We start from the raw sequence: 23,555 nt of genomic DNA on the forward strand, positions 1-23,555 counted from the left end.
GGGCCCCGCCGGGCCGCCTGGGGGGCGGGGCGGCTCCCGTCGTCCAGGTGTTCCGGTCAGAAGTTGATGGACGCGCCCTCGAAGTCGCCGAGCAGGTCGATCGAGCCGGTGCTGTGATTGGTGATCACGACCTTGCCGGTCTTCGCGGGCACCAGCGTCAGGTTGGAGACGCTCTGTCCGGCGTTCCAGTTGGCGTTGGAGACGAAGGGCTGTGCCGATCCGTAGGGGTAGACCGTCAGATAGCCGCTGCCGGTGGTGTCCAGCACGGTGAGGTTCAGTGCGATCGACTTGGTGTCGAGGCCCCCGAAGCCGAGCATGTCGTTGATGTCGACGGTCAGGGAGGCGCCGGCCGCCAGTGGGGTCGGGCCGGTCGGCACCCCGCTCTGGGCGACGGTGTCGAGGATCCGCTGCGGTGTCGACAGATCGAAGGTGGAGAGGCCGCCCGGGCTGAAGTAGCCCTGGAGGTCGGCGATCACGTGGGTGCTGCCGGAGTAGTTGTAGAAGTCGATCTTTCCGTTGTGCACCGGGACGATGACCAGGTTGGGGACGGTCTGACCGGCGGAGAAGTTGAGGTTGGAGACGACCGGCCGGGCGATCCCGTCCGGGTAGACGGTCAGGTATCCGCCGGTGGTCGGGCGGGTGACCGTCACGTTGAGCACGACCGCCGTGGCGTTGGCGGGGACCCCGTTGCTTCCGGTGACCGGGAGGGCGACGGTCCTGCCGGAGCCGATCGGTGCGGTTCCGGGCACGCCCTTGGCGGCGCGGGTGTCCAGGATGCGGACCGGTCCTGTGGTGTTGTAGCCGTTCGGGGCGGTCTGGGAGAAGTAGCCCTCCAGGTCGGCCACGATGTGGACGGTGCCCGAACCGGTGTTGGTGAAGGTGACCGTGTCTCTGCCGGCCGGCACCGTCACCATGTTGGCGACGTTCTCACCGCGGCTCCAGGTCAGGTTGACCGCCTTGATCTGGTCGATCGGCACCTGGTCCCCCCCACCGTCGTACGGGTGGGTCGGGGTGACCTTGAGCGTCCCGTTGGTGCTGCCACCGGTCGCCGTCACGTTCAGGGCGACGGCCTCGGCGCCGGCCGGGATCCGGTGGGTGCCGCTGAGGTCCAGGGTGACCGACTTGCCGGCGGCCACCGGAGTGGTGGTGCTGACACCGACGGCGGAACGGGTGTCGAGCACCCGCACCGGTGACATCGGGGCGTAGGAGTTGCCGGTGCTCGTCTCCTCCGCACCGCGGTCGTAGTAGCCCACGCCGGTGCCGGTGTTGGGCACCGAGCGGACGTCCACCCGGGGGTTGCCGAGGATGTCGGTGCTCAGCTCACCGGGTGCCCCGGCGTCGGCGGAGTCCACGGCGACGGTGTTCTGCGACGAGTCGCCCACCGCACCGGTGTCGCCCAGGACGTCGTGGGAGCCCTGGCCGCTGGCGGCCGCGAAGGCGGCGGCGCTGGTGTAGGTCTTCGCGCCCCACTGGTACGCCGGGCCGCCGCTCTTGGTGCCGAGGAAGTTGTAGGCCACCTTGGTCCCGGTCGTGGAACCCGTCGGCACCAGGACCTCGGTGTCCTGCGAGCCGGCCGGGCAGGCCGCGTCACCGGGGCTGCCGAGGGCGGCGGAGTCCACGATGTTGTTCTCGACGACACCGTTGGGGGAGGCACCGTCGAACTGGATGCCGCTCTCGCACCAGCTGGTCACCGTGTTGCCGGTCACCACGGTGCCGGGGGACTTGGTCACGGAGACGCCCGCGTACTCGATGTTGCGCAGGACGTTGGTCGTCACCACGGTGCCGCTGGAACCGGACACCGCGATCCCGGTGGTGGTCAGGACGCTGCGCTCGACGGTGACGTTCTGGGATCCGCCGGTGACCCCGATCGAGTCGTACTGGCCGACGGGGCTGAAGCCGTCGATCACCACGTGCTGGGCGCCCTTGACCAGGATTCCGTGGAGCGTGGAGGTCGACGGGTCGCTGGCGTCCCCGATCTGCGGCAGTGAGCTGTCCCCGCCGTACTCCCCGGGCAGTCCCTTGAAGGTGATCGGCGCGGTGGCGGTGCCGGAGCGGGTGATGTCCAGCTCCTGCGGGTACGTCCCGGAGGAGACCAGCACGGTCTGGCCGGGCTGGACCGCGGCCGCGGCGGCGACGACCGTGCAGTAGGGCACGGCCTGGGTACCGGTGCCCTTGTCGCTGCAGTGGGCCCCGGCGGCATTGTTCACGTACAGCGTGCCGGTGGCGGCGTCCGCGGTGCCGGTGCCGGTGAGCGCGGGCAGAGCGAGGGCGGCGCCGATGAGCAGCGCGGCCGGTGGTGCGATTCGTTTGCGGCGCATGGGGTCCCCCGGGAGGTCTGGGTGTGCGGAGCAGGGTGGTGACGCGTGGCAGCCGACGGGGGCCGCCCCCGCGCCGGTTCGGCGGAGTGGGGCGGCCCCCGTCGGGGTGAGGGTCAGGGGGCGAAGTAGCCCGCGTAGTCACCGATCACATGGACGGTGCCTGCGTAGTTGAAGATGTTGACCTTGCTGCCCGTCCCCACCGGGACCGTCACCTGGTTGGAGACGGTCTGCCCGCTCACCCAGTTGAGGTTGGACGCCGTGGGCCGGGCCTTGCCGGCCGCGTACATGGTGAGGTATCCGGCGGAGGTCGGCCGGGTCACCGTCATGTTGAGCACCACCGCGCTCACGGTGTCGCCCTGGTTGATGAACTGGGAGTTGTACGGCAGGACGGAGACCGTCGCGCCCGCTCCCAGCGGTGTGGTCGTCGACACGCCGAGCGCGGTCCTGGTGTCGAGGAAGTTGTAGCCGTTGGACGGGTGGAAGGTCTGCACCGCGGTCGGACTGTAGTAACCCGCCACGTCGGCGACCAGGTGCACGCTGCCGTTGTAGTTGTAGAAGCTGGCCTTCCCGTCGGCGCCGACCGGCACGATCACCTGGTTCGGCAGCGTCTGACCCGCGCTCAGGTTGAGGTTGGAGACGGTCGGACGGCTCTGCCCGTCGGGGTACACGGACACGTAGGTGGACTTGGTGGGCTGCGTCCCGGTGACGTTCAGGACGACCGCGGTGGCATTGGCGGGCACGCCGCCGACACCTCTGACCGGCACCGAGATGACGCCGCCGGCGGGGACGGGTGTCCTGGTGGACACACCCACGGCGCTGCGGGTGTCCAGGATCCGGCTCGGCGGCAGCGCGCTGAAGCCGCTGGTGCCGTCCATGGCGTAGTAGCCGGACAGGTCGGCGACGATGGCCACCGTCCCCGAGCTGTGGTTGGTGAAGGAGACGCTGTTCTCGTTGATCGGGAGCGTGACCGAACTGGCGATGACCTGTCCCTTGCTCCAGGTCAGGGTCGAGAGCGCGGGACCGCCGGGCTGGGCGCCGTCGTAGAGGGAGAACGCCGACAGGTATCCGGCGGCGCTGGTGTTGGCCACGGTGACGTTGAGGACGACCGCGAGTTTCTGGACGTCGGTCGGAATGCCGTGCGTGCCCGCCAGCGGCAGGTTCACCGTGGCGCCGGCCGCGACCGGGGTCGTGGTGGCCACGCCGACGGCGGCCCGGGTGTCCAGCACGCGCACCGGGGCGACCGGGGTGTACGAGGAGCCGACGCCGCTGAACTCGTCGGCTCCGCGGTCGTAGTAGCCCACCCCGGTACCGGTGTTGGCCACGGTCCTGACGTCCAGGCGCGGCTGCGCGTAGACACCGTCGAAGTCGGTGGCCGTCTCGCCGGGGGCGTTGGCGTCGGCGGAGTCGATCACCGGCGACTTGCGGTCGGGGTAGCCGTTGTCCCCGGCGATCAGCGGGTCGGCGACCAGGTCGTGCGAGCCCTGTCCGCTGGCCGACGTGAAGGCCGCGACGGTCGAGTACCTGGTTCCGGCCCAGGAGTAGGCCGAACCGCCGCTCTTGGGGTCGATGACGTTGTAGGCGACCTTGGTACCGCTGGTCGAACCGGATGCGACGGTGATCCCGGTGTCGCTGGAGCCGGCCGGGCAGGCCTGGGCCGGTGCCGTCTCGTACTGCGCGGCCTCGACCACATTGTTCTCGACGGTCGCTCCGGTGGACGCCCCGGCCAGCACCAGGGCCGGCGCGCAGCCGGACATCAGGGTGTTGCCCGTGACCACGGTTCCGGGCGCGTCCGTGACGGTGATGGAGTTCTCACCGCCGGTGGGGATCAGGTTGCTGCTGAGCACGGTCCCGGTCGCCCCGGCGGCGACGTCGATACCGCGGCGGCCCGCGTCCTGGAACTGGTTCTGGCTGACGGTGACCCGGGCTGACGTCCCGGCGACCTGGACCTGCGCGGCGTCCGTGCTCAGGCCCCCCATGAAGTTGCGCTGGACGGTGACGTCCGAGGAGTTCTCCACCCGGACCTCGCCGGCGTCGGCCATGAACAGCAGTCCCTGGACCACGACGTGCTGGGCTCCGCTGATCTTCACCGCGTAGGGGACCGCCTTGCTGCTGTCCGAGAAGGAGTCGCCCACGAGGGCGTAGGAGCTTCCACCGCTCCCCGGGGCGGCCGGCTGGCCGGCGAAGGTGATCGGTGCGTCCGCCGTTCCGGACCGGGTGATGTCGACCTCTTCGTTGTAGCCCTGACCGGGCGCGATGCTCACGGTCTGGCCGGGGAGGACGACCCGCGCCGCAGCCGAGATGGTGCAGTACGGCGCGGCCTGCGTGCCGGTGCCCTGGTCGGTGCAGTGGGCGCCGGTGCTGTTGTCGACATGGAGTACGGTCGCTGCCGCCACGGCGACCGGCGTCCCGAGGGCCGGGAGGCCCAGCGAGGCGGTGAGTGCGGCTATGGCAAGGCCGACGGATCTGTACGGCGCCAAGAGGGACCCCCGAGATGGACATGGATAACGGCCGCACATTACTCTCCGCTGTGATCTTTCCAGGTGAGAGATTGGTATGAGTGGTGGACGGACGGTTCCGGGGCGAACCCTCCGGGTGGGAATTGCCAGGGATCACCCCGGACCTGCGGGAATGGCATGAGTCCGTCGGTATGTCCGGCTCGCCCGCCGCTGCGGACGGAGGGCCGTCGGCTGCCTCTTACGGTCCACCCGGTCTTGACAGGACGTCAGCGATCGCCTCGACGCCGACCTCGAAGTAGTCGGCGACCATTCTGGTGGTGCCGTGCATGTCGTCCGGCAGCAGGACGAGGACCTTGACCCGGTCCAGGGCGAAGGAATTCCCGACCGTGTGTGCGGGCGGCGGAAGACTTGCGGGGCGGGGCCTGGGGCCGGTGTCCGGGCGGTGGATATTCGGGTCGGTCAGCCGGGCGGGACGCATACGCTGTGGGTATGAAGATTGGAATTGTGGGTGCCACGGGCCAGGTCGGGGGCGTTGTACGCCGGATCCTCGAGGAACGGGACTTCCCGGTGACGGAGCTGCGGCTGTTCGCCTCGGCTCGGTCGGCCGGCAAGGAGCTGCCCTGGAAGGACGGCGTCGTCACGGTGGAGGACGCGGCCGCTGCCGACTACCGCGGCCTGGACATCGTGATCTTCTCGGCCGGCGGTGCGACGTCCAAGGAGCTCGCGCCCAAGGTCGCCGCGGCCGGCGCCGTGGTGATCGACAACTCCTCCGCCTGGCGGATGAACCCGCAGGTGCCGCTGGTGGTCTCCGAGGTCAACCCGCACGCCGTCGCGGACCGTCCGCTGGGGATCATCGCCAACCCCAACTGCACCACCATGGCCGCCATGCCGGTGCTGAAGCCGCTGCACCGCGAGGCGCAGCTCACCGCGCTGGTGGTGGCCACCTACCAGGCCGTCTCCGGCAGCGGGCTCAACGGCGTGGCCGAGCTGCAGGGCCAGATCGACGCGGTCGGCAGCAAGGCCAGCGCACTGACCCACGACGGTGCCGCGCTCGACTTCCCCGAGCCCAGGCAGTACGTCCGCCCCATCGCGTTCAACGTCCTGCCGCTGGCGGGCTCGATCGTGGACGACGGCCTCAACGAGACCGACGAGGAGCACAAGCTCCGCAACGAGAGCCGGAAGATCCTGGAGATCCCCGACCTCAAGGTGTCTGGCACCTGTGTCCGCGTCCCGGTGTTCAGCGGGCACTCGCTGCAGGTCAACGCCAGGTTCGCGACGCCGCTCAGCCCGGAGCGGGCCCGGGAGCTGCTGGCCGGGGCGCCGGGTGTGGAGCTGTCCGAGATCCCGACCCCGCTGCAGGCCGCCGGGCAGGACCCGTCCTACGTGGGCCGGATCCGCGCCGACGAGACCGCGGAGAACGGGCTGTCGCTGTTCATCTCCAACGACAACCTCCGCAAGGGTGCGGCGCTGAACGCGGTGCAGATCGCGGAGCTGGTCGCCGCCGAGCTCACGGCCGGGTAGCTAGCCGGGTTGTTCGGGTCCGGTCCGGCGGGCTCAGGACTGCTGCTCCTCCTCGGCGTCGGCGTCGTCGGCGTTGGGGAGGAAGCGGTTGCCGGCGGACCCGTGGCCGTTCGCCTCCTGGGTCCGTGACGGCGGGACGGGCGGCGCCGGGGCGGAGACGGCCGGGTGCGCGGGGTGCTCGAAGGGGTCACGGACCACCTCGAAGGTCGGGCTGCTGTACCCGGGGCTGCTGAAGTGGCTCTCGTCGTCGTCCGACTCGAACTCCTCGCCGCGCTGGTTGGTGATCCCCTCGGGTCCCGGGCTGGTGAAGCCCGGGCTGGTGAAGTGGGTCTCGCCGCCCTCCTCCGGTTCGATCTCCTCGCCGCGCTCGTTGGTGATCCGCTCAGGTCCGGGGCTGGTGAAGCCCGGGCTGGTGAACCCCAGCCGCGGACGGGTCCGGACCAGGCTGACGCCGGCCGGCCGCGGTCGCGGCGGCCGCGGGGTGGTGCCCAACTGGGCCAGCAGGTAGGGGAGCAGGCCGCGGTCGCGCAGCGCGCTGTGCCAGGCCTCGCGGGCCTTGGCGAGTTCCGCGTACAGCTCGGGGTTGCGGCCCTGGGGCGGGGACGAGGCGTCGCGGGCGGCGGTGAGCAGCAGTCCGATGATGTCGGCGGCGATCGCGGCCACGCAGATCACGGCGGCGACCAGGCCGGCGGTGACCAGTGGCTGGCCCAGGCTCTGGCCGTCCGCGCGCAGGCCGTAGCCGAGCAGGAGCAGCAGCAGCGCGCTGAATCCGGACAGGATCGGCAGCAGCACGGCGACCAGCGGGACCAGTCCGGCCCGCTCGGCGGCGATCAGCGGGCTCTCGGGCTCCTGCCACTGCGCCGGGTCGTCGCCGCCCAGGCGTTCCCAGTCCGGGACGGGGGCGGTGCGCCGGGCCTGCTCGCGCAGTTCGACGAAGTAGGAGTACTCGACGGCCGCGGTGCCGGCGACGGTGGCGGAGTCGCGCATGGCCCGGGTGTGCAGCTGTTCGGCGTTGGGTCCGGTGGGCGCGCGGCGGAGGGCGGAGCGGACCTGTTCGTTGTGGAGGAGCTCCTCCAGGATCCGCTCGTAGTCGAGCTTGTCCTCGGCCTGCAGGTACGGAGCGCTGTCCATGTTCTACCCAGCCCTCATCTCGTCGGCCCTCTGCATCCTGCCCGCTGGTTCCGGGTTGACGCGGGGTCCGGGGTCGCCCCCGGAGGAGATCGGAGCCACCTGTCCCCCGTACGCCCCGTCAGCATCCTGGTCCGGAACGGCGGATCGGAAGCAGCAGGGACTTAGATGGTAGAGGTCGGCGCGGACCGGTCGACAGTCGGTTTCCGGAATTTCCGGGGCAGTTGGGGCACGTGATGCCATTGGCACGTGCCGCTGGCATTCCGTCGGTTCGTGGGCGAAAAAGCGGTCGGACTGTGCCTGACCAGCGCTCGGCCAGCGCTCGACGAGCGCTCGGCCGTCGGGTCCCGACGGCTCCGGTCAGGCTGCTCCGGTCAGGCCAGCGGGAGCCGGGCGATCAGCAGCCGGCCCTCGCCCTCCATGGTGACCCCGCCGTCCATGGCGATGGCGAGGTCGTCCGCGTACACATGCGGTCCGGTGACCTGCTTGGCGGGGTGTCCGTCCTCGGACGGGGCGTCGCCGAGCAGGTAGGGGATCGGGCTGTGGCCGTGCACGATGCGCCGGCCGCCGAGCACGTCCAGCAGTTCGTGCGCCGCGGCCGGTCCGGTGTCGCCGCGGAAGGCGAAGCGCTTGGTCATCCGGCGGAAGCAGTCCCACCACTCGTCGCCGTCGCCGCGGTTGAGCACCTCGTGGATGGCGTCGTTGACGGCGTCGACCGAGTCGCCGTACTCCAGGTAGGCGGTGGTGTCGGAGTGCAGCAGCAGGTGGCCGTCCTCGACGGCCATCGCCGGGAGCCTGGTGAGCCAGGCGACGTGGTGGTCCTCCAGCCGGTCCATGTCGGTGGGCTGCCCGCCGTTGAGGCGCCAGGCGGCCAGGAAGGAGGCGGTGCCGGCGCTGGACTGGACGGCCTCGTCGCCGAAGCGGTCGGCGCCCAGCAGCAGCAGTTCGTGGTTGCCCATCAGCGCACGGCAGTAGCCGCCCGAGGCGGCGGCCTCGGCGGCCAGCTGCATCACCAGGTCGATGACGCCGATGCCGTCTGGGCCGCGGTCGGTGAAGTCGCCCAGGAACCAGACCCGGGCGCGGCCGGCCGACCAGTGGCCCTCGTCGTCGATGAGGCCCTCGGAGTGCAGGCCGTCTAGGAGCTCCTGCAGATAGCCGTGGATGTCGCCGATGACGTAGAGCGGGCCGACCGGGTCCTCGCCCTCGTAGGGCTCGTGGCTGTCGTGCGGCTGGTGCCCGAGCGGTCCGACCAGGGTCGGCGGGTGGCCGTGGCCGTACGGGTCGGGGCGGGCGCCGGGCGCGGCGGCCAGCGGCGGCCCGAGCTCCAGGGTCGGCGGGTCGTGCGGGGCCGGGGCCGGCGGTGGGGGCGGCGGGGCCATGGCCGCCGGATAGCCCGGGCCGGGGGCCGCCGGGGCGGGTGCGGCGCCCGGGGCGGAGTAGCGCTCCGGTGGCGGGGTGAAGAAGTCGTACGTCGTGGACCCGTCGCCGTGGAAGGGAGCCCCGTCGGGGCGCTCTGGCGTACGGGGGCCTGGGTCCGGCAGGTCAGGCCGGGCGTAGGGGTCCACCGATGTCATTCGCCCATCATAGGAAGCTGCTCTTCGCGGTGTACGCACCTGGGGCGCATCAATCCCGCGAGGCGGGTGGGACGATGCGCCGAAGATGAACGTTTGTCATGGTTTTTCTCGGCGGTGACAGGCGGAAGACCTCTTACTCCTCACCCGGTTCGCGCGGTGCGCTGACTGTGGTGCGGGGAGGGCGCCGCTGTGAGGAGCGACGGACGATCAGTTCGGTGGGCATCAGCTGCCCCTCGGGGGTGTCGGTGCCGGGGACCGGTCCGATGCCCTCGATGGCGTCGATGAGCAGGTTCACCACGGTGGTGCCGATGCGCTGCGGTTTGAGCGAGAGGGTGGTGATGGGCGGCTCGGTGGTGGCGTAGACGTCGCTCTCGCTGCAGCAGACCAGCAGCAGGTCCTCGGGCACCCGCAGCCCGTAGCGGCGGGCGGCGGCGAGCAGGTCGGTGCCGTTGGGGTCGAAGAGGCCGTACACGGCGTCGGGCCGGTCCGGGCGGGCCAGCAGCCGGTCGGCGGCGACGGCGCCCGCGCAGGGGTCGTGCGCCGGGTACTCCTCGTACAGCGGTTCCTGGCCGACCCGGTGGCACCAGCCGAGGTAGGCGTCGGTGCTCAGCCGGGTGTAGGTGTCGGTGCTGGTCCCGGTGAGCAGGCCGATCCGGCGGGCGCCGGCGGCGGCCAGGTGGTCCAGGATCTCCAGGACGGCGCTGGCGTGGTCGTTGTCGACCCAGGCGGTGACCGGGCAGTTGCCCGGTCTGCCGTCGCTGACCACCGGCAGGCCCTGCCGGTAGAGCTCGGCGACCATGGGGTCGTGGTCCGGCGGGTCGATCACCACGGTGCCGTCCAGGGCGACATTGCCCCAGACGTCGTGGCGGGAGGTGGCCGGCAGGACCACCAGCGCGTAGCCGCGGGTGAGCGCGGCGGAGGTGGCTGCCCGGGCCATCTCCGCGAAGTAGGCGAACTCGGTGAAGGTGAAGGGTTCCTGGCCGTAGGTGGTGACGGTGAGACCGATCAGGCCGGAGCGCCCGGTGCGCAGGGTCCGCGCGGCCGCGGACGGGCGGTAGCCCAGCCGCTCGGCGACCTCGCGCACCTTGCTGCGGGTCTCGTCGGGGAGTCTGCCCTTGCCGTTGAGGGCATCGGAGACGGTGGTGATGGACACCCCCGCCGCGGCGGCGACATCCCTGATCCCGGCACGCTCCATGCGCCGGGCGTGGGTGGGTCGCCGGCCGCTCTGGTTGGCTGCTGCTGCTGTCATGTCTGACCGATCGTATGGCTCATCACCGTCAGTAGATGGGGGTCTGGGACGGTTTGTTGAAGATACGTTTCTCCATGAGCATTTATGCCCTTTGCCCTTCCTGGGACGACCAGTTGGGTTCGTATACCTGCGTTTCCTGCATGGACTGCATGTGCCGCCGAGGAAGCCTCGGCGGACAGCGGGTGGAACATCTCACCCGCACGGGTGAGATATCGCCGATCGGCTCGTATGGTGATCTCGACCGGGTGCACGGCGAGGTGCACGGCGTGATGTACGAAGGAAGACCACGTGAGCGAGACTCCACAGCCGCAGCAGGGCCCCCGTCTGCGCGAGGCCCTGCGGGGCATTCCGGCCTACAAGCCGGGCAAGCCGGCCGCCGGCGGCGATGGCGCGCCCGCCTACAAGCTGTCCTCCAACGAGAACCCGTACCCGCCGCTGCCCGGCGTCCTGGAGGCCGCGGTCGCCGCCGCCGACAGCTTCAACCGCTACCCGGACATGGGTGTCAGCGCGCTGGTCGCCGAGCTCGCCCAGCGGTTCGGGGTGCCCGAGTCGCACATCGCCACCGGCACCGGCTCGGTCGGCGTGGCCCAGTCGCTGCTGCAGGCCACCTCGGGCCCGGGCGACGAGGTCGTCTACGCCTGGCGCTCGTTCGAGGCCTACCCGATCATCGTCCAGATCAGCGGTGCCACCTCGGTGCAGGTGCCGCTGACCGAGGGCGACGGGCACGACCTGGACGCCATGCTGGCGGCGGTCACCGAGCGCACCCGGCTGATCTTCGTCTGCAACCCCAACAACCCGACCGGGACCGCGGTCCGCCGGGACGAGCTGGAGCGCTTCCTGGACGCGGTACCGGCCGACGTCCTGGTGGTGCTGGACGAGGCCTACTGCGAGTTCGTCCGCGACGGCGAGGTGCCCAACGGCATCGACCTCTACCGCGACCGCCCCAATGTCTGCGTGCTGCGCACCTTCTCCAAGGCGTACGGGCTGGCCGGGCTGCGGGTCGGCTTCGCCGTCGCGCACGAGCCGGTCGCCGCGGCGCTGCGGCAGACCGCGGTGCCGTTCGGCGTCAGCCAGCTCGCCCAGGACGCGGCGGTGGCCTCGCTGCGCGCCGAGCGGGAGCTGCTGCGACGGGTGGACGCGCTGGTCGACGAGCGCACCAGGGTGGTCGCCGCGCTCACCGCCCAGGGCTGGACGGTGCCGGACTCGCAGGCCAACTTCGTCTGGCTGCGGCTGGGCGAACGGACCCTGGAGTTCGCGGCGGCCTGCGAGGCGGCCGGCGTCGTGGTCCGGCCGTTCGCCGGGGAGGGCGTGCGGGTCAGCATCGGCGAGGTCGAGGCGAACGACCTGTTCGTGGAGACTGCCGGAGTGTTCCGCAAGGGCCTGTAACAGGCAGCCCCCGGCTTCCCCCGCCCGGTGGCGGGGGAGGCCGACGCTTAGCAGGGGCCTGTCCGGAGATTAGGGGCTTGCTGGTAGCCGGAGGCCCCCGGGCGTCGCCGAAGGTAAGAATCGACGGCGCTGACAGGGGAGTTGGTCCGGGTTGTCGGTTTTGCGGCCGACGCGGCTGTCAGCAGACTCTCAGGAACCGTCCAGCGGATCGCTGGCAAGCCCGGCCAGAGTCCCGGCCATGAAGGCGCTTCCACGACGGCGCAGGGCCGTCCTGCTCAACTCCCTGCTCGCGGTGGGTCTGTTGGCCGGGGCCGGGGCTGCCTACGCAGCCGTCGGGACCTCCTCCAGCACCAAGGCGAGCAGCAGCACCAGTACGACGGCGACCGTGGAGAAGGGCACCGTGCTCGCGACGGTGTCCGGCTCGGGGAGCCTGGTCTCGCCCTCGGACGCCGGCGACAGCTTCGTCACCGGCGGGACGGTCACCAAGGTCTACGTCCAGGCCGGTGACAAGGTCACCAAGGGCGAGGTACTGGCCAAGGTCGACCCCACCGACGCCGACGCCACGCTGACCCAGGCCGAGGCGGCGCTGGTGTCGGCCAAGGCCAACCTGACCTCCGCCGAGGAGGGGACGACCACCACCACGACGGTCGCCAGCACCTCGAACACCTCCAGCGGCTCCGGCGGTTCCTCCGGCGGCAGCGGGGGCTCCAGCGGCTCCACCGGTACCACCTCCGGTGCGACGCCCACCGCCACGGCCACCGCCACCACGAAGACCACCACCACGGTCAGCGCCAGCGCCGTGGCCTCCGCGAAGTCCGCGGTCACCCAGGCGGAGAACGCCGTCACCGCCGCGCAGACCGCGGTGGACGGCACCGTGCTGAAGGCCAGCGTCAGCGGCACCGTGGCCTCGGTGAGCAACAAGGTCGGCGACACGGTCTCCAGCTCGGGCTCCAGCTCCGGCACCACCAGCACGAGCAGCAGCAGCTCGACCACGCCCACCGGCTTCGTGGTGATCACCAACCCCAGCGGGATGCAGGTCACCGCGGACTTCTCGGAGACCGACGCGCTCAAGCTGAAGAAGAACCAGGGCGCCACGGTCACGCTCAACGCCGAGTCCAACACCACCCTGAACGCCAAGGTCGTCTCGGTCAGCTCGCTGCCGGTCAGCTCCTCGTCGAGCACCGGCGGCAGCTCCAGCAGCGCGGTGGAGTACGAGGCGGTGCTGAAGATCACCAGTGACACCAGCAACCTGCGCACCGGCCTCTCGGCCACGGTCGCGGTGGCCACCGGTGAGGCCGACAACGCGCTCTACCTGCCGACCGCGGCGGTGACCGGCACCGGGACGACCAGGACGGTCCAGCTGATCAACGCCGACGGCAGCACCACCACCACCTCGGTGACCGTGGGCGTCGAGGGGACCAGCGGCATCCAGATCGTCAGCGGTCTGACCGAGGGTCAGAAGGTCAAGGAGACCACGGTCTCCACCTCCACCAACAACGGCTTCCCGGGCGGCGGCGCGGCAGGCGGCGGCTTCGGCGGCGGCGCCGGCGCGGCCGGCGGTGCCCGCGGTGGGGCCGCCGCCGGCGGTGGTAGGTGATGTCGCCCCTGCACTCGGCCCTGGCCAGGCGCACCAAGGCCGACAAGGCCGCCCAGGCCGAGGCGCCCAAGGCCCGGCCGCCGGTCATCGCGGTGCGCCGGCTGGTCAAGTCGTACGGCTTCGGCGACGCCGCGGTGCACGCGCTCCGCGGCCCCGAGGACCTGGAGGGCAACCCCCAGGGGGTCGACCTGACCATCACCGAGGGCGATTTCGTCGCCATCATGGGCAGTTCGGGTTCCGGCAAGTCGACGCTGATGAACATCCTGGGCTGCCTGGACGTCCCGACCTCCGGCCGTTACCTGCTGGACGGGATCGACGTCGGTTACCTGGACGAGCACCAGCTGTCGCTGGTGCGCAACCGCAAGATCGGCTTCATCTTCCAGTCCTTCAACCTGGTCCCGCGCACCACCGCGGTGGCCCAGGTCGAACTCCCGCTCGCCTACGCGGGGGTGCGCAAGTCGGAGCGCCGCCGGCGGGCGATGGCCGCGCTCACCCTGGTCGGCCTGGCCGACCGCGCCGACCACCGCCCCAACGAGCTCTCCGGCGGTCAGCAGCAGCGCGTGGCGGTCGCCCGGGCCCTGGTGACCAGCCCGGCGATGCTGCTCGCGGACGAGCCGACCGGCAACCTGGACAGCCGCTCCACCGACGACGTGCTGGCCATCGTCGACCGCCTCAACGCCGCCGGCCGCACGGTCGTGCTGATCACCCATGAGGACGAGGTGGCCCGGCACGCCAAGCGGGTGGTCCGACTGGTCGACGGCCAGATCTACGAGGACATCCGGCAGGCCCCGGTGCACGGGCTTCCCCCCGCCCTGCTGGACCCGGTGGAGTTCGCCTCGCACACCCTGCACGTCCAGAACGTCAGGGCCAACGCGGTCGGAGGGGCCCGATGAACCCCTTCCAGACCCTGCTCTTCGCCCTCGGCGGCCTGGCCGCCAACAAGATCCGGTCCCTGCTCACCATGCTCGGCGTGCTGATCGGCGTCGCCGCCGTGATCCTGCTGCTGGCCGTGGGCAACGGCTCCTCGGCGGCGGTCAAGGCGTCGATCACCTCGCTCGGCGCCAACTCACTGACCATCACCTCGGGTACCGGGAACAGCAGCACCTCCACCGCGACCAGCACCAAGCCGCTGACCGTCTCGGACGCCACGGCGCTGGCCGACACCACCAAGGCCCCCGACATCAAGAGCGTCGCGCCCGAGGTCAGCACCTCGGGGACGGCGATCTACCAGGGCGTCTCGCACTCGGTCAGCTCCATCATCGGCACCTACACCGGGTACTTCGAGGCGACCAACAGCAAGGTCGACAAGGGCGACTACTTCAGCAACGACGACATCCTGAACGACCGCAAGGTCGCGGTGATCGGCTCCACCACCGCCACCGACCTGTTCGGCACGGTCGACCCGGTCGGCAAGACCATCACCATCGGCAGCACCCCGTTCAAGGTGGTCGGAGTGCTGGCCACCAAGGGCAGCACCGGCCTGACCTCGTCCGACGACGTGGTGGTCGCACCGCTGACCACCGTGCAGAACGCCTTCACCGGCTTCGGCTCGCTCACCCAGATCGTGGTGGAGGCGACCTCCTCGTCCGCCATCACGGCGGCCACCAGCGAGATCAGCACCATCATGATGAACCAGCACGGCATCACCAGCGCCACCGCGGCCGACTTCCAGATCAGCAGCGCGACCTCGCTGCTGAGCACCCAGGCCTCGACCAACAAGACCTTCACGGTGCTGCTGGGGGCGGTGGCGGCGATCTCGCTGCTGGTCGGCGGGATCGGGATCACCAACATCATGCTGGTCACGGTCACCGAGCGGACCAGGGAGATCGGCATCCGCAAGGCCATCGGCGCCCCCAAGGGCGTCATCCTCAGCCAGTTCCTGGCCGAGGCGGTGCTGCTGTCGGTGTTCGGCGCCGGGCTCGGCGTCATCGTGGCGCTGATCGGGACCAACTTCACCATCGTCAGCATCAAGCCGGTGATCATGCCGGCCTCGGTCTGGGGCTCGTTCGGCATCGCCGTCGCCATCGGCCTGTTCTTCGGCAGCTACCCGGCCAACCGGGCGGCGAGCCTGCGGCCCATCGAGGCGCTGCGCCATGAGTGACGGCACCAAGGACGGCGCGAACGGCGCCGTGAACGACAGGCCCCATCACGGAGAGAGGACACCGACCATGGCTGCCAAGCAGTCCGAGGAACTCGCCACCACGGCCCGGGTACCGGTGGTCAACCTTCCGGTGCCCTACGAGGCCGGTTCCGCCGTGCCGGCGCTGCCCGGCGGCGAGGACCCGGAGGCGATCCTCGCCGAACCCCCGGACACCCGCGACATCAGCGCCGAACTGGCCGAACCCCCGCGCCGCAAGCTGCCGCTGCTCAGCATGCTGCTGTTCGCCGGCATGATCGCCGGACTGGGCTTCGCCGGCGGCGCCTACTACGAGAAGCAGAACCCGAGCACCAGCAGCACGGCCGGCGCCGGGTTCGCCCGCACCGGCGCGGCCCCCGGCGGGTTCAGCGCCGAGGGTGCGGGCGGCGGGTTCGGCGGCGGCGCCCCCGGCGGCACCGGCGGCACCGGCACCGGCTCGTCCACCAGCTCGACCTCCGGCACGGTGAAGCTGGTCGACGGCAGCACCGTCTACCTGACCACCAGCTCCGGGAGCGTGATCAAGGTGACGACCAAGAGCTCCACCAAGGTGACCACGACCAAGACCGGCAAGACCACGGACCTGACCCCGGGTCAGACCGTGACGGTCGAGGGCACCACGGACAGCTCCGGCAGCGTCGCTGCGACCACGGTCACCGAGGCCGCCCCGACCACCTCGGGCTGACGGCGGCCCCGGATGGAGGCGTCAGCCGGTCGCGCTGGGGGAGGGGCTGCTGCTCCTGGTCGGCAGCAGCACCTTGCAGGTCTTGTAGGCGGCCGCGGTCTTGGGGTCGGTGGTGTTCAGCGAGCGCAGGCCGTTCGCCGCCACGGTCACCCCGTGGTCCTTCATGCAGCTGGTGAACGCGGCCAGGTCGGTGCTGTTGAAGCCGCCGCCCCTGCCGCCGCCGAACCCGGCGGCGCCGCTCGGGCGGTCCGAGGCGCAGGCCTGGATCGCGGCCTGCGTGCTGGGGTTGGCCGAGGCACCGCCGAAGCCGAAGCCCCCACCGCCGTAGCCGCCGCTGGGACGGACGCCGCTGGGCCTGGCACCGCTGGGGAAGCCGCTCGGTCGGCCGCTCGCCCCGGCGCCGCCGGGTCGACCGCTGGGCAGGGTGACTCCGTGCTGGGACAGGCAGTTCCGGTACGCCGAGTCCTGGGCGCTGCCCGAGGCCGACGAGTTGGGCTGGGCCGAAGCGGCCGTGCCGGACGAGGAGCAGCCGGACAGCACCAGAGCGCCGAGGCTCAGGACTCCGGCTGCCGCGAGGGCGCGAGGGTGGAGTGCGGTCATGACGCCAGACAGAACCGTACCGGGGTGGGGGACGCCTGGACGCCGTCTGGCAATTGCCTGTGAGCCGGAGCGTAGCCGAGGACCGTAGCAGCCGGCTGGACGGCAGCTATGCGTTGTATGTCAGCTTATGGCCGCCCGGGCACGGCGTACGGCACACAGGGAACTCCCAGACCACTCGCAGAGCATGACAGGGCGACCGGGCCAGTCTGTGCGCCATGAAGGTGCTCCCACGACGGCGGAAAGCCGTCCTGTTGAACTCCGTCCTCGCCCTGGTGCTGGTCACCGGAGCGGGGGCCGCGTACGCGACCGTGAACAACGGCAGTAGCAGCACCGCCAAGAGCACGGCCCGAACGGCCACCGTCGAGCAGGGAACGGTGACGGCCACGGTCTCAGGCTCCGGCTCGCTGACCTCGCCGACCGACGCCGGTGTGAATTTCACCACTGGCGGCACACTCACCGAGGTGGACGTCACCGCAGGTCAGAAGGTCACCGCCGGGCAGGTCCTGGCGAAGGTCGACCCGACCACGGCGAACGAGACGCTGACCGAGGCGCAGGCCCAGCTCACCTCCGCGCAGGCGAACCTGACCGCGGTGGAGGACGGCACGGCCACCAGCAGCAACAACAACAGCGGTGGCGGCAGCTCCTCCGGCGGCAGCAGCACCAGCGGCGGCAGCAGCAGCGGTGGTACCACCGGGGGCAGCACCACCGGGTACACCAGCACCGGCGGCACCTCGGGCGGCAGCAGCAGCGGTGGCTCCAGCACCGGCGGCCGCAGCGCCACCCCGACCACCAGCCCGTCGGCCTCGGCCAGGCCGAGCCCGTCCGCCAGCGCCTCCGCGAGCGCCTCCGCCTCCGCGTCCGCCTCGGCCTCCGCGTCGAATAGCAAGGCCGCCACCGTCCAGGACGCCGGCTATGTCACGGACGTCACCGCGAGCGCCACGCCCTCGGTCGACCCGGCCCAGCTGGCCTCGGCCGAGCAGCAGGTCACCACCGCGCAGAACTCCGTCGACGCCGCCCAGCGCGCGGTGGACGGCACGGTGCTGAAGGCCCCGGTCAGCGGCACGGTCGCGTCGGTCACCGGCAAGGTCGGCGACACGGTGTCCGGCACCACCAGCTCCGGCGGCTCCGGTTCCGGCGGCAGTGGCAGTTCGAGCAGTAGCAGCAGCAGTTCCTCCTCCACCCTCAGCGGTTTCGTGGTGATCACCAACCCCACCGGGATGGAGGTCTCCGCGGACTTCTCCGAGTCGGACGCGCTCAAGCTGAAGTCCGGCCAGGCCGCCACGGTCACCCTGAACGCCGAGACCGGCACCACGCTCACCGCCAAGCTGCTCTCCATCAGCTCGCTGCCGGTCAGCAGTTCCAGCTCCGGCGGCAGCTCCAGCAGCGCGGTGCAGTACGCGGCGCTGCTGGCGATCACCAGCGACACCTCCAACCTGCGCACCGGCCTGAGCGCCAGCGTCCAGGTGACCACCGGCGAGGCCCAGAACGCGCTCTGGGTGCCGACCACCGCGGTCACCGGCACCGGCGCCAACAGCACGGTGACCGTCGTCAACGCGAACGGCACGACCACCCGCACCCCCGTCACCGTGGGCATCCAGGGCGACACCGAGGTGCAGATCACCAGCGGCGTCCAGCTCGGCCAGAAGGTGCAGCTGACCGTGGTGTCCACCACCGGCAGCAACGGCTTCCCGGCCGGCGGCTTCCCCGGCGGCACCGGACGAACCCGCACCGGCACGGCCGGCGGCGCCGCCGTCGGCGGTCTGGGCGGTGGTCGGGGATGAGGCTGCGCAGCAGGCCGCAGCAGCCACCGCCGGCCGAGCCGCCGGTCCCGCGCGGCCCGGTGCCGATCCTGGCGGTGCGCCGTCTGGTCAAGACCTACGGCCACGGCGACGCCGCGGTGCACGCCCTGGCCGGCCCGGTCGACGACCAGGGCGTGGAGCAGGGCGTCGACCTGACGATCTACCAGGGCGACTTCGTCGCCATCATGGGCAGCTCGGGTTCCGGGAAATCAACCCTGATGAACATCCTGGGCTGCCTGGACGCCCCCACCTCCGGCCGCTACCTGCTGGACGGCATCGACGTCGGTTACCTGGACGAACACCAGCTGTCGCTGGTGCGCAACCGCAAGATCGGCTTCATCTTCCAGTCCTTCAACCTGGTCCCGCGCACCACCGCGCTGGCCCAGGTCGAACTCCCGCTCGCCTACGCCGGAGTGAAGGCCGCCGAGCGCCGCCGCCGGGCGATGGCCGCGCTCACCCTGGTCGGCCTGGCCGACCGCGCCGACCACCGCCCCAACGAGCTCTCCGGCGGCCAGCAGCAGCGCGTGGCCGTCGCCCGGGCCCTGGTGACCAGCCCGGCCATGCTGCTCGCCGACGAGCCGACCGGAAACCTCGACAGCCGCAGCACGGACGACGTCCTGGCCATCGTCGACCGCCTCAACGCAGCCGGCCGCACCATCGTCCTGATCACCCACGAGGACGAGGTGGCCCGGCACGCCAAGCGGGTGGTCCGGCTGGTCGACGGCCAGATCTACGAGGACATCCGGCAGGCACCGCTGCACGGCCTGCCGCCCGCCCTGCAGGACCCCGAGGAGTTCGCCTCGCACACCCTGCACATCGGCCACGTACGGGCCCACGCGAACGGAGGCGACCGGTGAACCCCTTCCAGACCCTGCGCTTCGCCTTCGGCGGCCTGGCCGCCAACAAGATCCGCTCCGGGCTGACCATGCTGGGCATCCTGATCGGCGTCGCCGCCGTGATCCTGCTGCTGGCGGTCGGCAACGGCTCCTCGCAGGCGGTCAAGGACGCCATCCAGGCCCTCGGCACCAACTCGCTGACGGTCACCTCGGGTTCGGGGTCGAGCACCTCCACCGCGACCACCATCAAGCCGCTGACCGTGGACGACGCCAGGGCGCTGGCGGACACCAGCCAGGCCCCGGACATCAAGGGCGTGGCACCCGAGGTCAGCACCTCGCAGACGGCGATCTACGAGGGCACCTCGCACACCGTCAGCTCCGTGGTCGGCACCTACCCGGCCTACTTCGAGGCCTCCAACAGCAAGGTCGACAAGGGCGACTACTTCAGCAACGACGATGTGCTCAACTCCCGCAAGGTCGCGGTGATCGGCTCCACCACCGCCACCGACCTGTTCGGCACGGTCAGCCCGATCGGCAAGGTGATCACCCTCGGCGGCACCCCGTTCACCGTGGTCGGCGAGCTGGCCACCAAGGGCGGCACCGGCTTCCAGGACCCGGACGACACCATCATCGCGCCGCTGCCGACCGTCCAGAACGCCTTCACCGGGTTCAGCGGCTCGCTCAGCCAGATCCTGGTCGAGGCCACCACCGCGGACGCCACCACCAACGCCACCAACGAGATCACCACGATCCTGATGGGCCAGCACTCCATCACCAGCGCCAGCGCGGTGGACTTCCGGGTCTCCAGCCAGACCTCGCTGCTGACCACCCGCACCTCCACCGACCAGACCTTCACGGTGCTGCTGGGGGCGGTGGCGGCGATCTCGCTGCTGGTCGGCGGGATCGGGATCACCAACATCATGCTGGTCACGGTCACCGAGCGGACCAGGGAGATCGGCATCCGCAAGGCCATCGGCGCCCCCAAGGGCGTCATCCTCTCCCAGTTCCTGGCCGAGTCGACCCTGCTCTCCCTGGTCGGCGGCGGACTGGGGGTCGCCGCCGCACTGATCGGGGCGCATTTCAAGATCGTCGGAATCAAGCCGGTGGTGATCCCCGAGTCGGTGTACGGGGCCTTCGGCATCGCCGTCGCGATCGGCCTGTTCTTCGGCAGCTATCCGGCCAGCCGGGCGGCGAGCCTGCGCCCGATCGAGGCGCTGCGTCATGAGTGACCGTCACACATCTGAGGGGACAACGGACATGGCCGGACGACACGGCGAACTCGTGAAGGCGAACGACTCGTTCGTCCCCGGCCTGCGCGAGGAGGAGCCCACCCAGGTGCTCGACGTGGTGGCCGGTTCCGAGCTCAGCCCGGAGGAGATCCTCGCCGAGCCCCCGGACACCCGCGACATCGTCGGCGAGCTGGCCGCGCCGCCGCGGCGCAAGCTGCCCTGGCTGACCCTGGCGCTGGCCGGCGGCGTGATCGCCGCGATCGCCTTCGCCGGCGGCGCGATGGTCGAGAAGAACGTCAAGCCGGCCGCCACGACCGCGGCCGCCGGCGGCTTCGCCGGCTTCACCCGCGGCGCGGCCGGCGGGGCGGCCGGCACCGGCGGACTGGGAGCCGGCACCGGCACCGCCGGCGGAGCCACCACCGGCACGGTCAAGCTGGTCGACGGCAGCACGGTCTACCTCACCGACTCCTCCGGCAACATCGTGAAGGTCACCACCGGCAGCTCCACCAAGGTCACCCTCTCCAGCACCGGCAAGGTCGGCGACCTCAAGGCGGGGGAGACGGTCACCGTCCGGGGCACCACCGACTCCTCCGGGAACCTGGCCGCGACCACCGTCAGCGAGGGCGCGACCACCACGGCGGGGGGCTTCGGCGCAGGCGGCTTCGGCGGCGGGACGACCGGCGGATAAGGACGTTTAGCTGTTCCTCATCCAGGACCCATACGGTGCACAGTGCAACCGTCTTGGATTCAACCCCCTCACCCTCCGTCTTACCTGTCAGGGGCCGCACATGGACAGCACCGAAGCCAGTCTCCTGGTCGTCGACGACGAACCGAACATCCGGGAACTGCTCTCGGCCTCGCTCCGCTTCGCGGGCTTCAACGTCTCCTCCGCCGCCTCCGGCGCCGAGGCCGTGGCCGCCGTCGCCAGGCAGCGGCCCGACCTGGTGCTGCTGGACGTGATGCTGCCGGACATGGACGGCTTCGCCGTGGTCCGGCGGCTGCGGGACGAGCAGCCGGGCACCCCGGCCGGCCGCGGCGGCGAGCGCGACCGGATCCCGGTGATCTTCCTCACCGCCAAGGACGGCGTGGACGACAAGATCAGCGGCCTGACCGCGGGCGGCGACGACTACGTCACCAAGCCCTTCAGCCTGGAGGAGCTGATCGCCCGGATCCGGGCGATCCTGCGCCGCACCGGCGGCCCGGCCGACGCGGGCCGGCTGGTGGTGGCCGACCTCGAACTCGACCCGGTCGGCCACCAGGTGGTCCGCGGCGGCAACCAGGTCTCGCTCTCGCCGACCGAGTTCAAGCTGCTGGAGTACCTGATGAGCAACACCGGCCGGGTGGTGTCCAAGATGCAGATCCTGGACCACGTCTGGGCCTACGACTTCGGCGGGGACCTCAGCATCGTCGAGTCCTACATCTCCTACCTGCGGCGCAAGGTCGACTCCGGCGCCAACGGACACCCCAAGCTGATCCACACCGTCCGGGGAATCGGCTATGTCCTTCGTCGTCCGCCTGCTTAACCGGGCCCGCGGCGCGGTCGGGCGCCGGCTGTCGCTCCGCGGCCGGCTGCTGGTGCTGGCGATCGCGCTGGTCACCCTCGGTCTCGCGGTCAGCGACACGCTGGTGCTGACCACGGTCCGCTACCAGCTGGTGCAGCGGGTCGACGACCAGATGCGCCGGGTGGTGGCCCCCAACAGCGGGCGGCTCTGGGCGCCGCCGAAGGGCCGCGACAACGGCAGCCCCACCCTGCCCAGCAAGTTCGTCATCACCATCCGTGAGCCCGACGGCAGCTACCGTCCCTTTCTGGACCAGCTGGTGACCGCCTCCGACCCGGTCCCCAGCCTCCCGGCGCTCAGCGCCGACCAGGTGAGCGCACATCTGGACAAGCCGTTCACGGTCCCCAGCAACCACGGCGGCGGCAGCTGGCGGGTGCTGATGCAGCAGCGGACCGAGGACGGCATCAAGGTCACCGTGGTGGTCGCCTCCTCGCTGGACGACACCGACGCCACGGTGGCCAAGTTCGACGAGGGCTTCCTCGCCATCGGTGCCGCGGTGGTCCTGCTGATCGGGCTGGCCGGCTGGTTCGCGGTCCGCCGCGGCCTCAAGCCGCTGCGCCGGATCGAGGCCACCGCCACCGAGATCGCCGCCGGGCAGACCCTGTCGCACCGGATGCCGGAAGGCTCCCAGCGCACCGAGGTCGGCCGGCTGGCCGGCTCGCTCAACTCCATGCTGGCCCAGATCGAGTCGGCCTTCGCCGCCCGGGCCGCCTCCGAGGACCGGATGCGGCGCTTCGTCGCCGACGCCTCCCACGAGCTGCGCACCCCGCTGGCCGGGATCCGCGGCTTCGCCGAGCTCTACCGGATGGGGGCGCTGAGCGAGGAGGCCGACATCAAGCGCACCATGGCCAGGATCGAGAGCGAGGCGCTGCGGATGGGCGGCCTGGTCGAGGACCTGCTCACGCTGGCCCGCCTGGACGAGCAGCGCCCCCTGGAACTGGCGCCGATGGACCTGCGCACCCTGGCCGCCGACGCCCTGCACGACACCACCGCACTGGACCCCACCCGCCCGGTCGCACTCACCGGCCCCGGCGGCAGCACCGCCCCGACCGCCGCCCTGGTCCTGGGCGACGAGGCCCGGCTCCGTCAGGTGGTCACCAACCTGGTCGGCAACGCCGTCAAGCACACCCCGCGGGGCACCGCGGTACGCATCGGCGTCGGCACCGTCGACGGCCAGGGCGTCATCGAGGTCGCCGACAACGGCCCGGGGCTGACCCCGGACCAGGCCGCCCGGGTGTTCGAGCGCTTCTACCGCGTCGACTCCTCCCGCAGCCGCCAGGACGGCGGCGGCGCGGGCCTCGGCCTGGCCATCGTCTCCGCCCTCACCGCAGCCCACCACGGGCAGGTCGACCTGCTCACCACCCCCGGCGAAGGCGCGGTGTTCCGAGTACGGATCCCGGCTGCGCGCTAGTACCTGGCTGGGCGCGCAGTTCCCCGCGCCCCTGGGGGCTGCAACTGAACCGGGGACCCCCCTGCAAGCTTCG

Annotated in this window: 19 protein-coding genes; 12 read left to right on the forward strand and 7 right to left on the reverse strand. The window is 71.3% G+C overall.

Annotated features, from left to right (window positions below; translation table 11 throughout):
• Nucleotides 1-56: 56 nt before the first annotated feature.
• The 3 genes from ABUW04_RS13870 to ABUW04_RS13880 form a co-directional block, all read right to left on the reverse strand.
• Nucleotides 57-2,318, reverse strand: coding sequence for a right-handed parallel beta-helix repeat-containing protein (locus ABUW04_RS13870; RefSeq protein WP_063757511.1), 2,262 nt, complete (start codon nucleotides 2,316-2,318; stop codon nucleotides 57-59).
• A 113-nt stretch (nucleotides 2,319-2,431) separates the two neighbouring features.
• Entirely contained in the window at nucleotides 2,432-4,795 is a 2,364-nt protein-coding gene (locus tag ABUW04_RS13875) for a right-handed parallel beta-helix repeat-containing protein (RefSeq protein ID WP_380564747.1), read from the reverse strand.
• A 217-nt stretch (nucleotides 4,796-5,012) separates the two neighbouring features.
• On the reverse strand, nucleotides 5,013-5,252 hold the full coding sequence (locus tag ABUW04_RS13880) for a hypothetical protein (protein WP_380564748.1): 240 nt from the start codon (nucleotides 5,250-5,252) through the stop codon (nucleotides 5,013-5,015).
• Between the two features lie 11 nt (nucleotides 5,253-5,263).
• Here ABUW04_RS13880 and ABUW04_RS13885 point away from each other — a divergent pair, with 11 nt between their 5' ends.
• Complete coding sequence (locus ABUW04_RS13885) at nucleotides 5,264-6,295, forward strand: aspartate-semialdehyde dehydrogenase (RefSeq protein WP_380564749.1); 1,032 nt, start codon at nucleotides 5,264-5,266, stop codon at nucleotides 6,293-6,295.
• A 33-nt stretch (nucleotides 6,296-6,328) separates the two neighbouring features.
• Here the strand turns inward: ABUW04_RS13885 and ABUW04_RS13890 are convergent, their stop codons facing one another.
• From ABUW04_RS13890 to ABUW04_RS13900, 3 genes are all read right to left on the reverse strand, one after another.
• On the reverse strand, nucleotides 6,329-7,426 hold the full coding sequence (locus tag ABUW04_RS13890) for a hypothetical protein (protein ID WP_051725377.1): 1,098 nt from the start codon (nucleotides 7,424-7,426) through the stop codon (nucleotides 6,329-6,331).
• A gap of 371 nt (nucleotides 7,427-7,797) precedes the next feature.
• Nucleotides 7,798-8,997, reverse strand: coding sequence for a metallophosphoesterase (locus ABUW04_RS13895; protein ID WP_380564750.1), 1,200 nt, complete (start codon nucleotides 8,995-8,997; stop codon nucleotides 7,798-7,800).
• 133 nt (nucleotides 8,998-9,130) lie between these two features.
• Entirely contained in the window at nucleotides 9,131-10,246 is a 1,116-nt protein-coding gene (locus ABUW04_RS13900; protein WP_030254813.1) for a LacI family DNA-binding transcriptional regulator, read from the reverse strand.
• A 288-nt stretch (nucleotides 10,247-10,534) separates the two neighbouring features.
• On the opposite strand from ABUW04_RS13900, the gene hisC reads away from it, so the two are divergent.
• From hisC to ABUW04_RS13925, 5 genes are all read left to right on the forward strand, one after another.
• Complete coding sequence (gene hisC, locus ABUW04_RS13905; RefSeq protein ID WP_380564751.1) at nucleotides 10,535-11,632, forward strand: histidinol-phosphate transaminase; 1,098 nt, start codon at nucleotides 10,535-10,537, stop codon at nucleotides 11,630-11,632.
• A 238-nt stretch (nucleotides 11,633-11,870) separates the two neighbouring features.
• Nucleotides 11,871-13,229 (forward strand): efflux RND transporter periplasmic adaptor subunit, encoded by a 1,359-nt coding sequence (locus tag ABUW04_RS13910; protein WP_037595368.1) that lies wholly within the window; start codon nucleotides 11,871-11,873, stop codon nucleotides 13,227-13,229.
• Nucleotides 13,229-14,122: an ABC transporter ATP-binding protein gene (locus tag ABUW04_RS13915; protein ID WP_380564752.1), complete on the forward strand. Its 894-nt coding sequence runs from the start codon at nucleotides 13,229-13,231 to the stop codon at nucleotides 14,120-14,122. Before ABUW04_RS13910 ends, ABUW04_RS13915 begins: the two co-directional genes overlap by 1 nt.
• On the forward strand, nucleotides 14,119-15,330 hold the full coding sequence (locus tag ABUW04_RS13920; protein WP_380522844.1) for an ABC transporter permease: 1,212 nt from the start codon (nucleotides 14,119-14,121) through the stop codon (nucleotides 15,328-15,330). The genes ABUW04_RS13915 and ABUW04_RS13920 overlap by 4 nt, the downstream gene beginning before the upstream one ends.
• Before the next feature lie 67 nt (nucleotides 15,331-15,397).
• On the forward strand, nucleotides 15,398-16,048 hold the full coding sequence (locus tag ABUW04_RS13925) for a hypothetical protein (RefSeq protein WP_380564753.1): 651 nt from the start codon (nucleotides 15,398-15,400) through the stop codon (nucleotides 16,046-16,048).
• 21 nt (nucleotides 16,049-16,069) lie between these two features.
• Here ABUW04_RS13925 and ABUW04_RS13930 read toward each other — a convergent pair whose 3' ends face one another.
• Nucleotides 16,070-16,648, reverse strand: coding sequence for a hypothetical protein (locus ABUW04_RS13930; RefSeq protein WP_380564754.1), 579 nt, complete (start codon nucleotides 16,646-16,648; stop codon nucleotides 16,070-16,072).
• Nucleotides 16,649-16,863: 215 nt separating this feature from the next.
• On the opposite strand from ABUW04_RS13930, the gene ABUW04_RS13935 reads away from it, so the two are divergent.
• The 6 genes from ABUW04_RS13935 to ABUW04_RS13960 all read left to right on the forward strand — a co-directional run bounded on the left by ABUW04_RS13935 (nucleotide 16,864) and on the right by ABUW04_RS13960 (nucleotide 23,482).
• Nucleotides 16,864-18,429, forward strand: a complete 1,566-nt coding sequence (locus tag ABUW04_RS13935; protein WP_380564755.1) for an efflux RND transporter periplasmic adaptor subunit — start codon at nucleotides 16,864-16,866, stop codon at nucleotides 18,427-18,429.
• Nucleotides 18,426-19,304 (forward strand): ABC transporter ATP-binding protein, encoded by an 879-nt coding sequence (locus ABUW04_RS13940; protein ID WP_084714334.1) that lies wholly within the window; start codon nucleotides 18,426-18,428, stop codon nucleotides 19,302-19,304. The genes ABUW04_RS13935 and ABUW04_RS13940 overlap by 4 nt, the downstream gene beginning before the upstream one ends.
• A complete protein-coding gene (locus ABUW04_RS13945) occupies nucleotides 19,301-20,512 on the forward strand; it encodes an ABC transporter permease (RefSeq protein WP_380522840.1) in 1,212 nt (403 codons plus the stop codon). Before ABUW04_RS13940 ends, ABUW04_RS13945 begins: the two co-directional genes overlap by 4 nt.
• Nucleotides 20,513-20,540: 28 nt before the next feature.
• A complete protein-coding gene (locus tag ABUW04_RS13950; protein WP_380564757.1) occupies nucleotides 20,541-21,200 on the forward strand; it encodes a hypothetical protein in 660 nt (219 codons plus the stop codon).
• Between the two features lie 100 nt (nucleotides 21,201-21,300).
• Entirely contained in the window at nucleotides 21,301-22,035 is a 735-nt protein-coding gene (locus tag ABUW04_RS13955; RefSeq protein ID WP_030254835.1) for a response regulator transcription factor, read from the forward strand.
• The gene (locus tag ABUW04_RS13960; RefSeq protein WP_380564759.1) at nucleotides 22,010-23,482 is read left to right on the forward strand and encodes a sensor histidine kinase; all 1,473 of its coding nucleotides are present in this window, start codon (nucleotides 22,010-22,012) and stop codon (nucleotides 23,480-23,482) included. Before ABUW04_RS13955 ends, ABUW04_RS13960 begins: the two co-directional genes overlap by 26 nt.
• Nucleotides 23,483-23,555 lie beyond the last annotated feature (73 nt).

The organism is Streptacidiphilus jeojiensis, from assembly GCF_042510965.1.
GTDB classification, from domain to species: Bacteria; Actinomycetota; Actinomycetes; order Streptomycetales; family Streptomycetaceae; genus Streptacidiphilus; species Streptacidiphilus jeojiensis.

Excerpts from the sequence above, each read along its gene's own strand:
- ABUW04_RS13915 (WP_380564752.1), top strand. The coding sequence starts at position 13,229 with ATGTCGCCCCTGCACTCGGCCCTGGCCAGGCGCACCAAGGCCGACAAG.
- ABUW04_RS13880 (WP_380564748.1), bottom strand. The coding sequence starts at position 5,252 with ATGCGTCCCGCCCGGCTGACCGACCCGAATATCCACCGCCCGGACACC.
- ABUW04_RS13885 (WP_380564749.1), top strand. The coding sequence starts at position 5,264 with ATGAAGATTGGAATTGTGGGTGCCACGGGCCAGGTCGGGGGCGTTGTA.
- ABUW04_RS13930 (WP_380564754.1), bottom strand. The coding sequence starts at position 16,648 with ATGACCGCACTCCACCCTCGCGCCCTCGCGGCAGCCGGAGTCCTGAGC.
- ABUW04_RS13900 (WP_030254813.1), bottom strand. The coding sequence starts at position 10,246 with ATGACAGCAGCAGCAGCCAACCAGAGCGGCCGGCGACCCACCCACGCC.
- ABUW04_RS13925 (WP_380564753.1), top strand. The coding sequence starts at position 15,398 with ATGGCTGCCAAGCAGTCCGAGGAACTCGCCACCACGGCCCGGGTACCG.
- ABUW04_RS13940 (WP_084714334.1), top strand. The coding sequence starts at position 18,426 with ATGAGGCTGCGCAGCAGGCCGCAGCAGCCACCGCCGGCCGAGCCGCCG.
- ABUW04_RS13870 (WP_063757511.1), bottom strand. The coding sequence starts at position 2,318 with ATGCGCCGCAAACGAATCGCACCACCGGCCGCGCTGCTCATCGGCGCC.
- ABUW04_RS13960 (WP_380564759.1), top strand. The coding sequence starts at position 22,010 with ATGTCCTTCGTCGTCCGCCTGCTTAACCGGGCCCGCGGCGCGGTCGGG.
- ABUW04_RS13895 (WP_380564750.1), bottom strand. The coding sequence starts at position 8,997 with ATGACATCGGTGGACCCCTACGCCCGGCCTGACCTGCCGGACCCAGGC.
- ABUW04_RS13950 (WP_380564757.1), top strand. The coding sequence starts at position 20,541 with ATGGCCGGACGACACGGCGAACTCGTGAAGGCGAACGACTCGTTCGTC.
- ABUW04_RS13955 (WP_030254835.1), top strand. The coding sequence starts at position 21,301 with ATGGACAGCACCGAAGCCAGTCTCCTGGTCGTCGACGACGAACCGAAC.
- ABUW04_RS13935 (WP_380564755.1), top strand. The coding sequence starts at position 16,864 with ATGAAGGTGCTCCCACGACGGCGGAAAGCCGTCCTGTTGAACTCCGTC.
- ABUW04_RS13920 (WP_380522844.1), top strand. The coding sequence starts at position 14,119 with ATGAACCCCTTCCAGACCCTGCTCTTCGCCCTCGGCGGCCTGGCCGCC.
- ABUW04_RS13890 (WP_051725377.1), bottom strand. The coding sequence starts at position 7,426 with ATGGACAGCGCTCCGTACCTGCAGGCCGAGGACAAGCTCGACTACGAG.
- ABUW04_RS13910 (WP_037595368.1), top strand. The coding sequence starts at position 11,871 with ATGAAGGCGCTTCCACGACGGCGCAGGGCCGTCCTGCTCAACTCCCTG.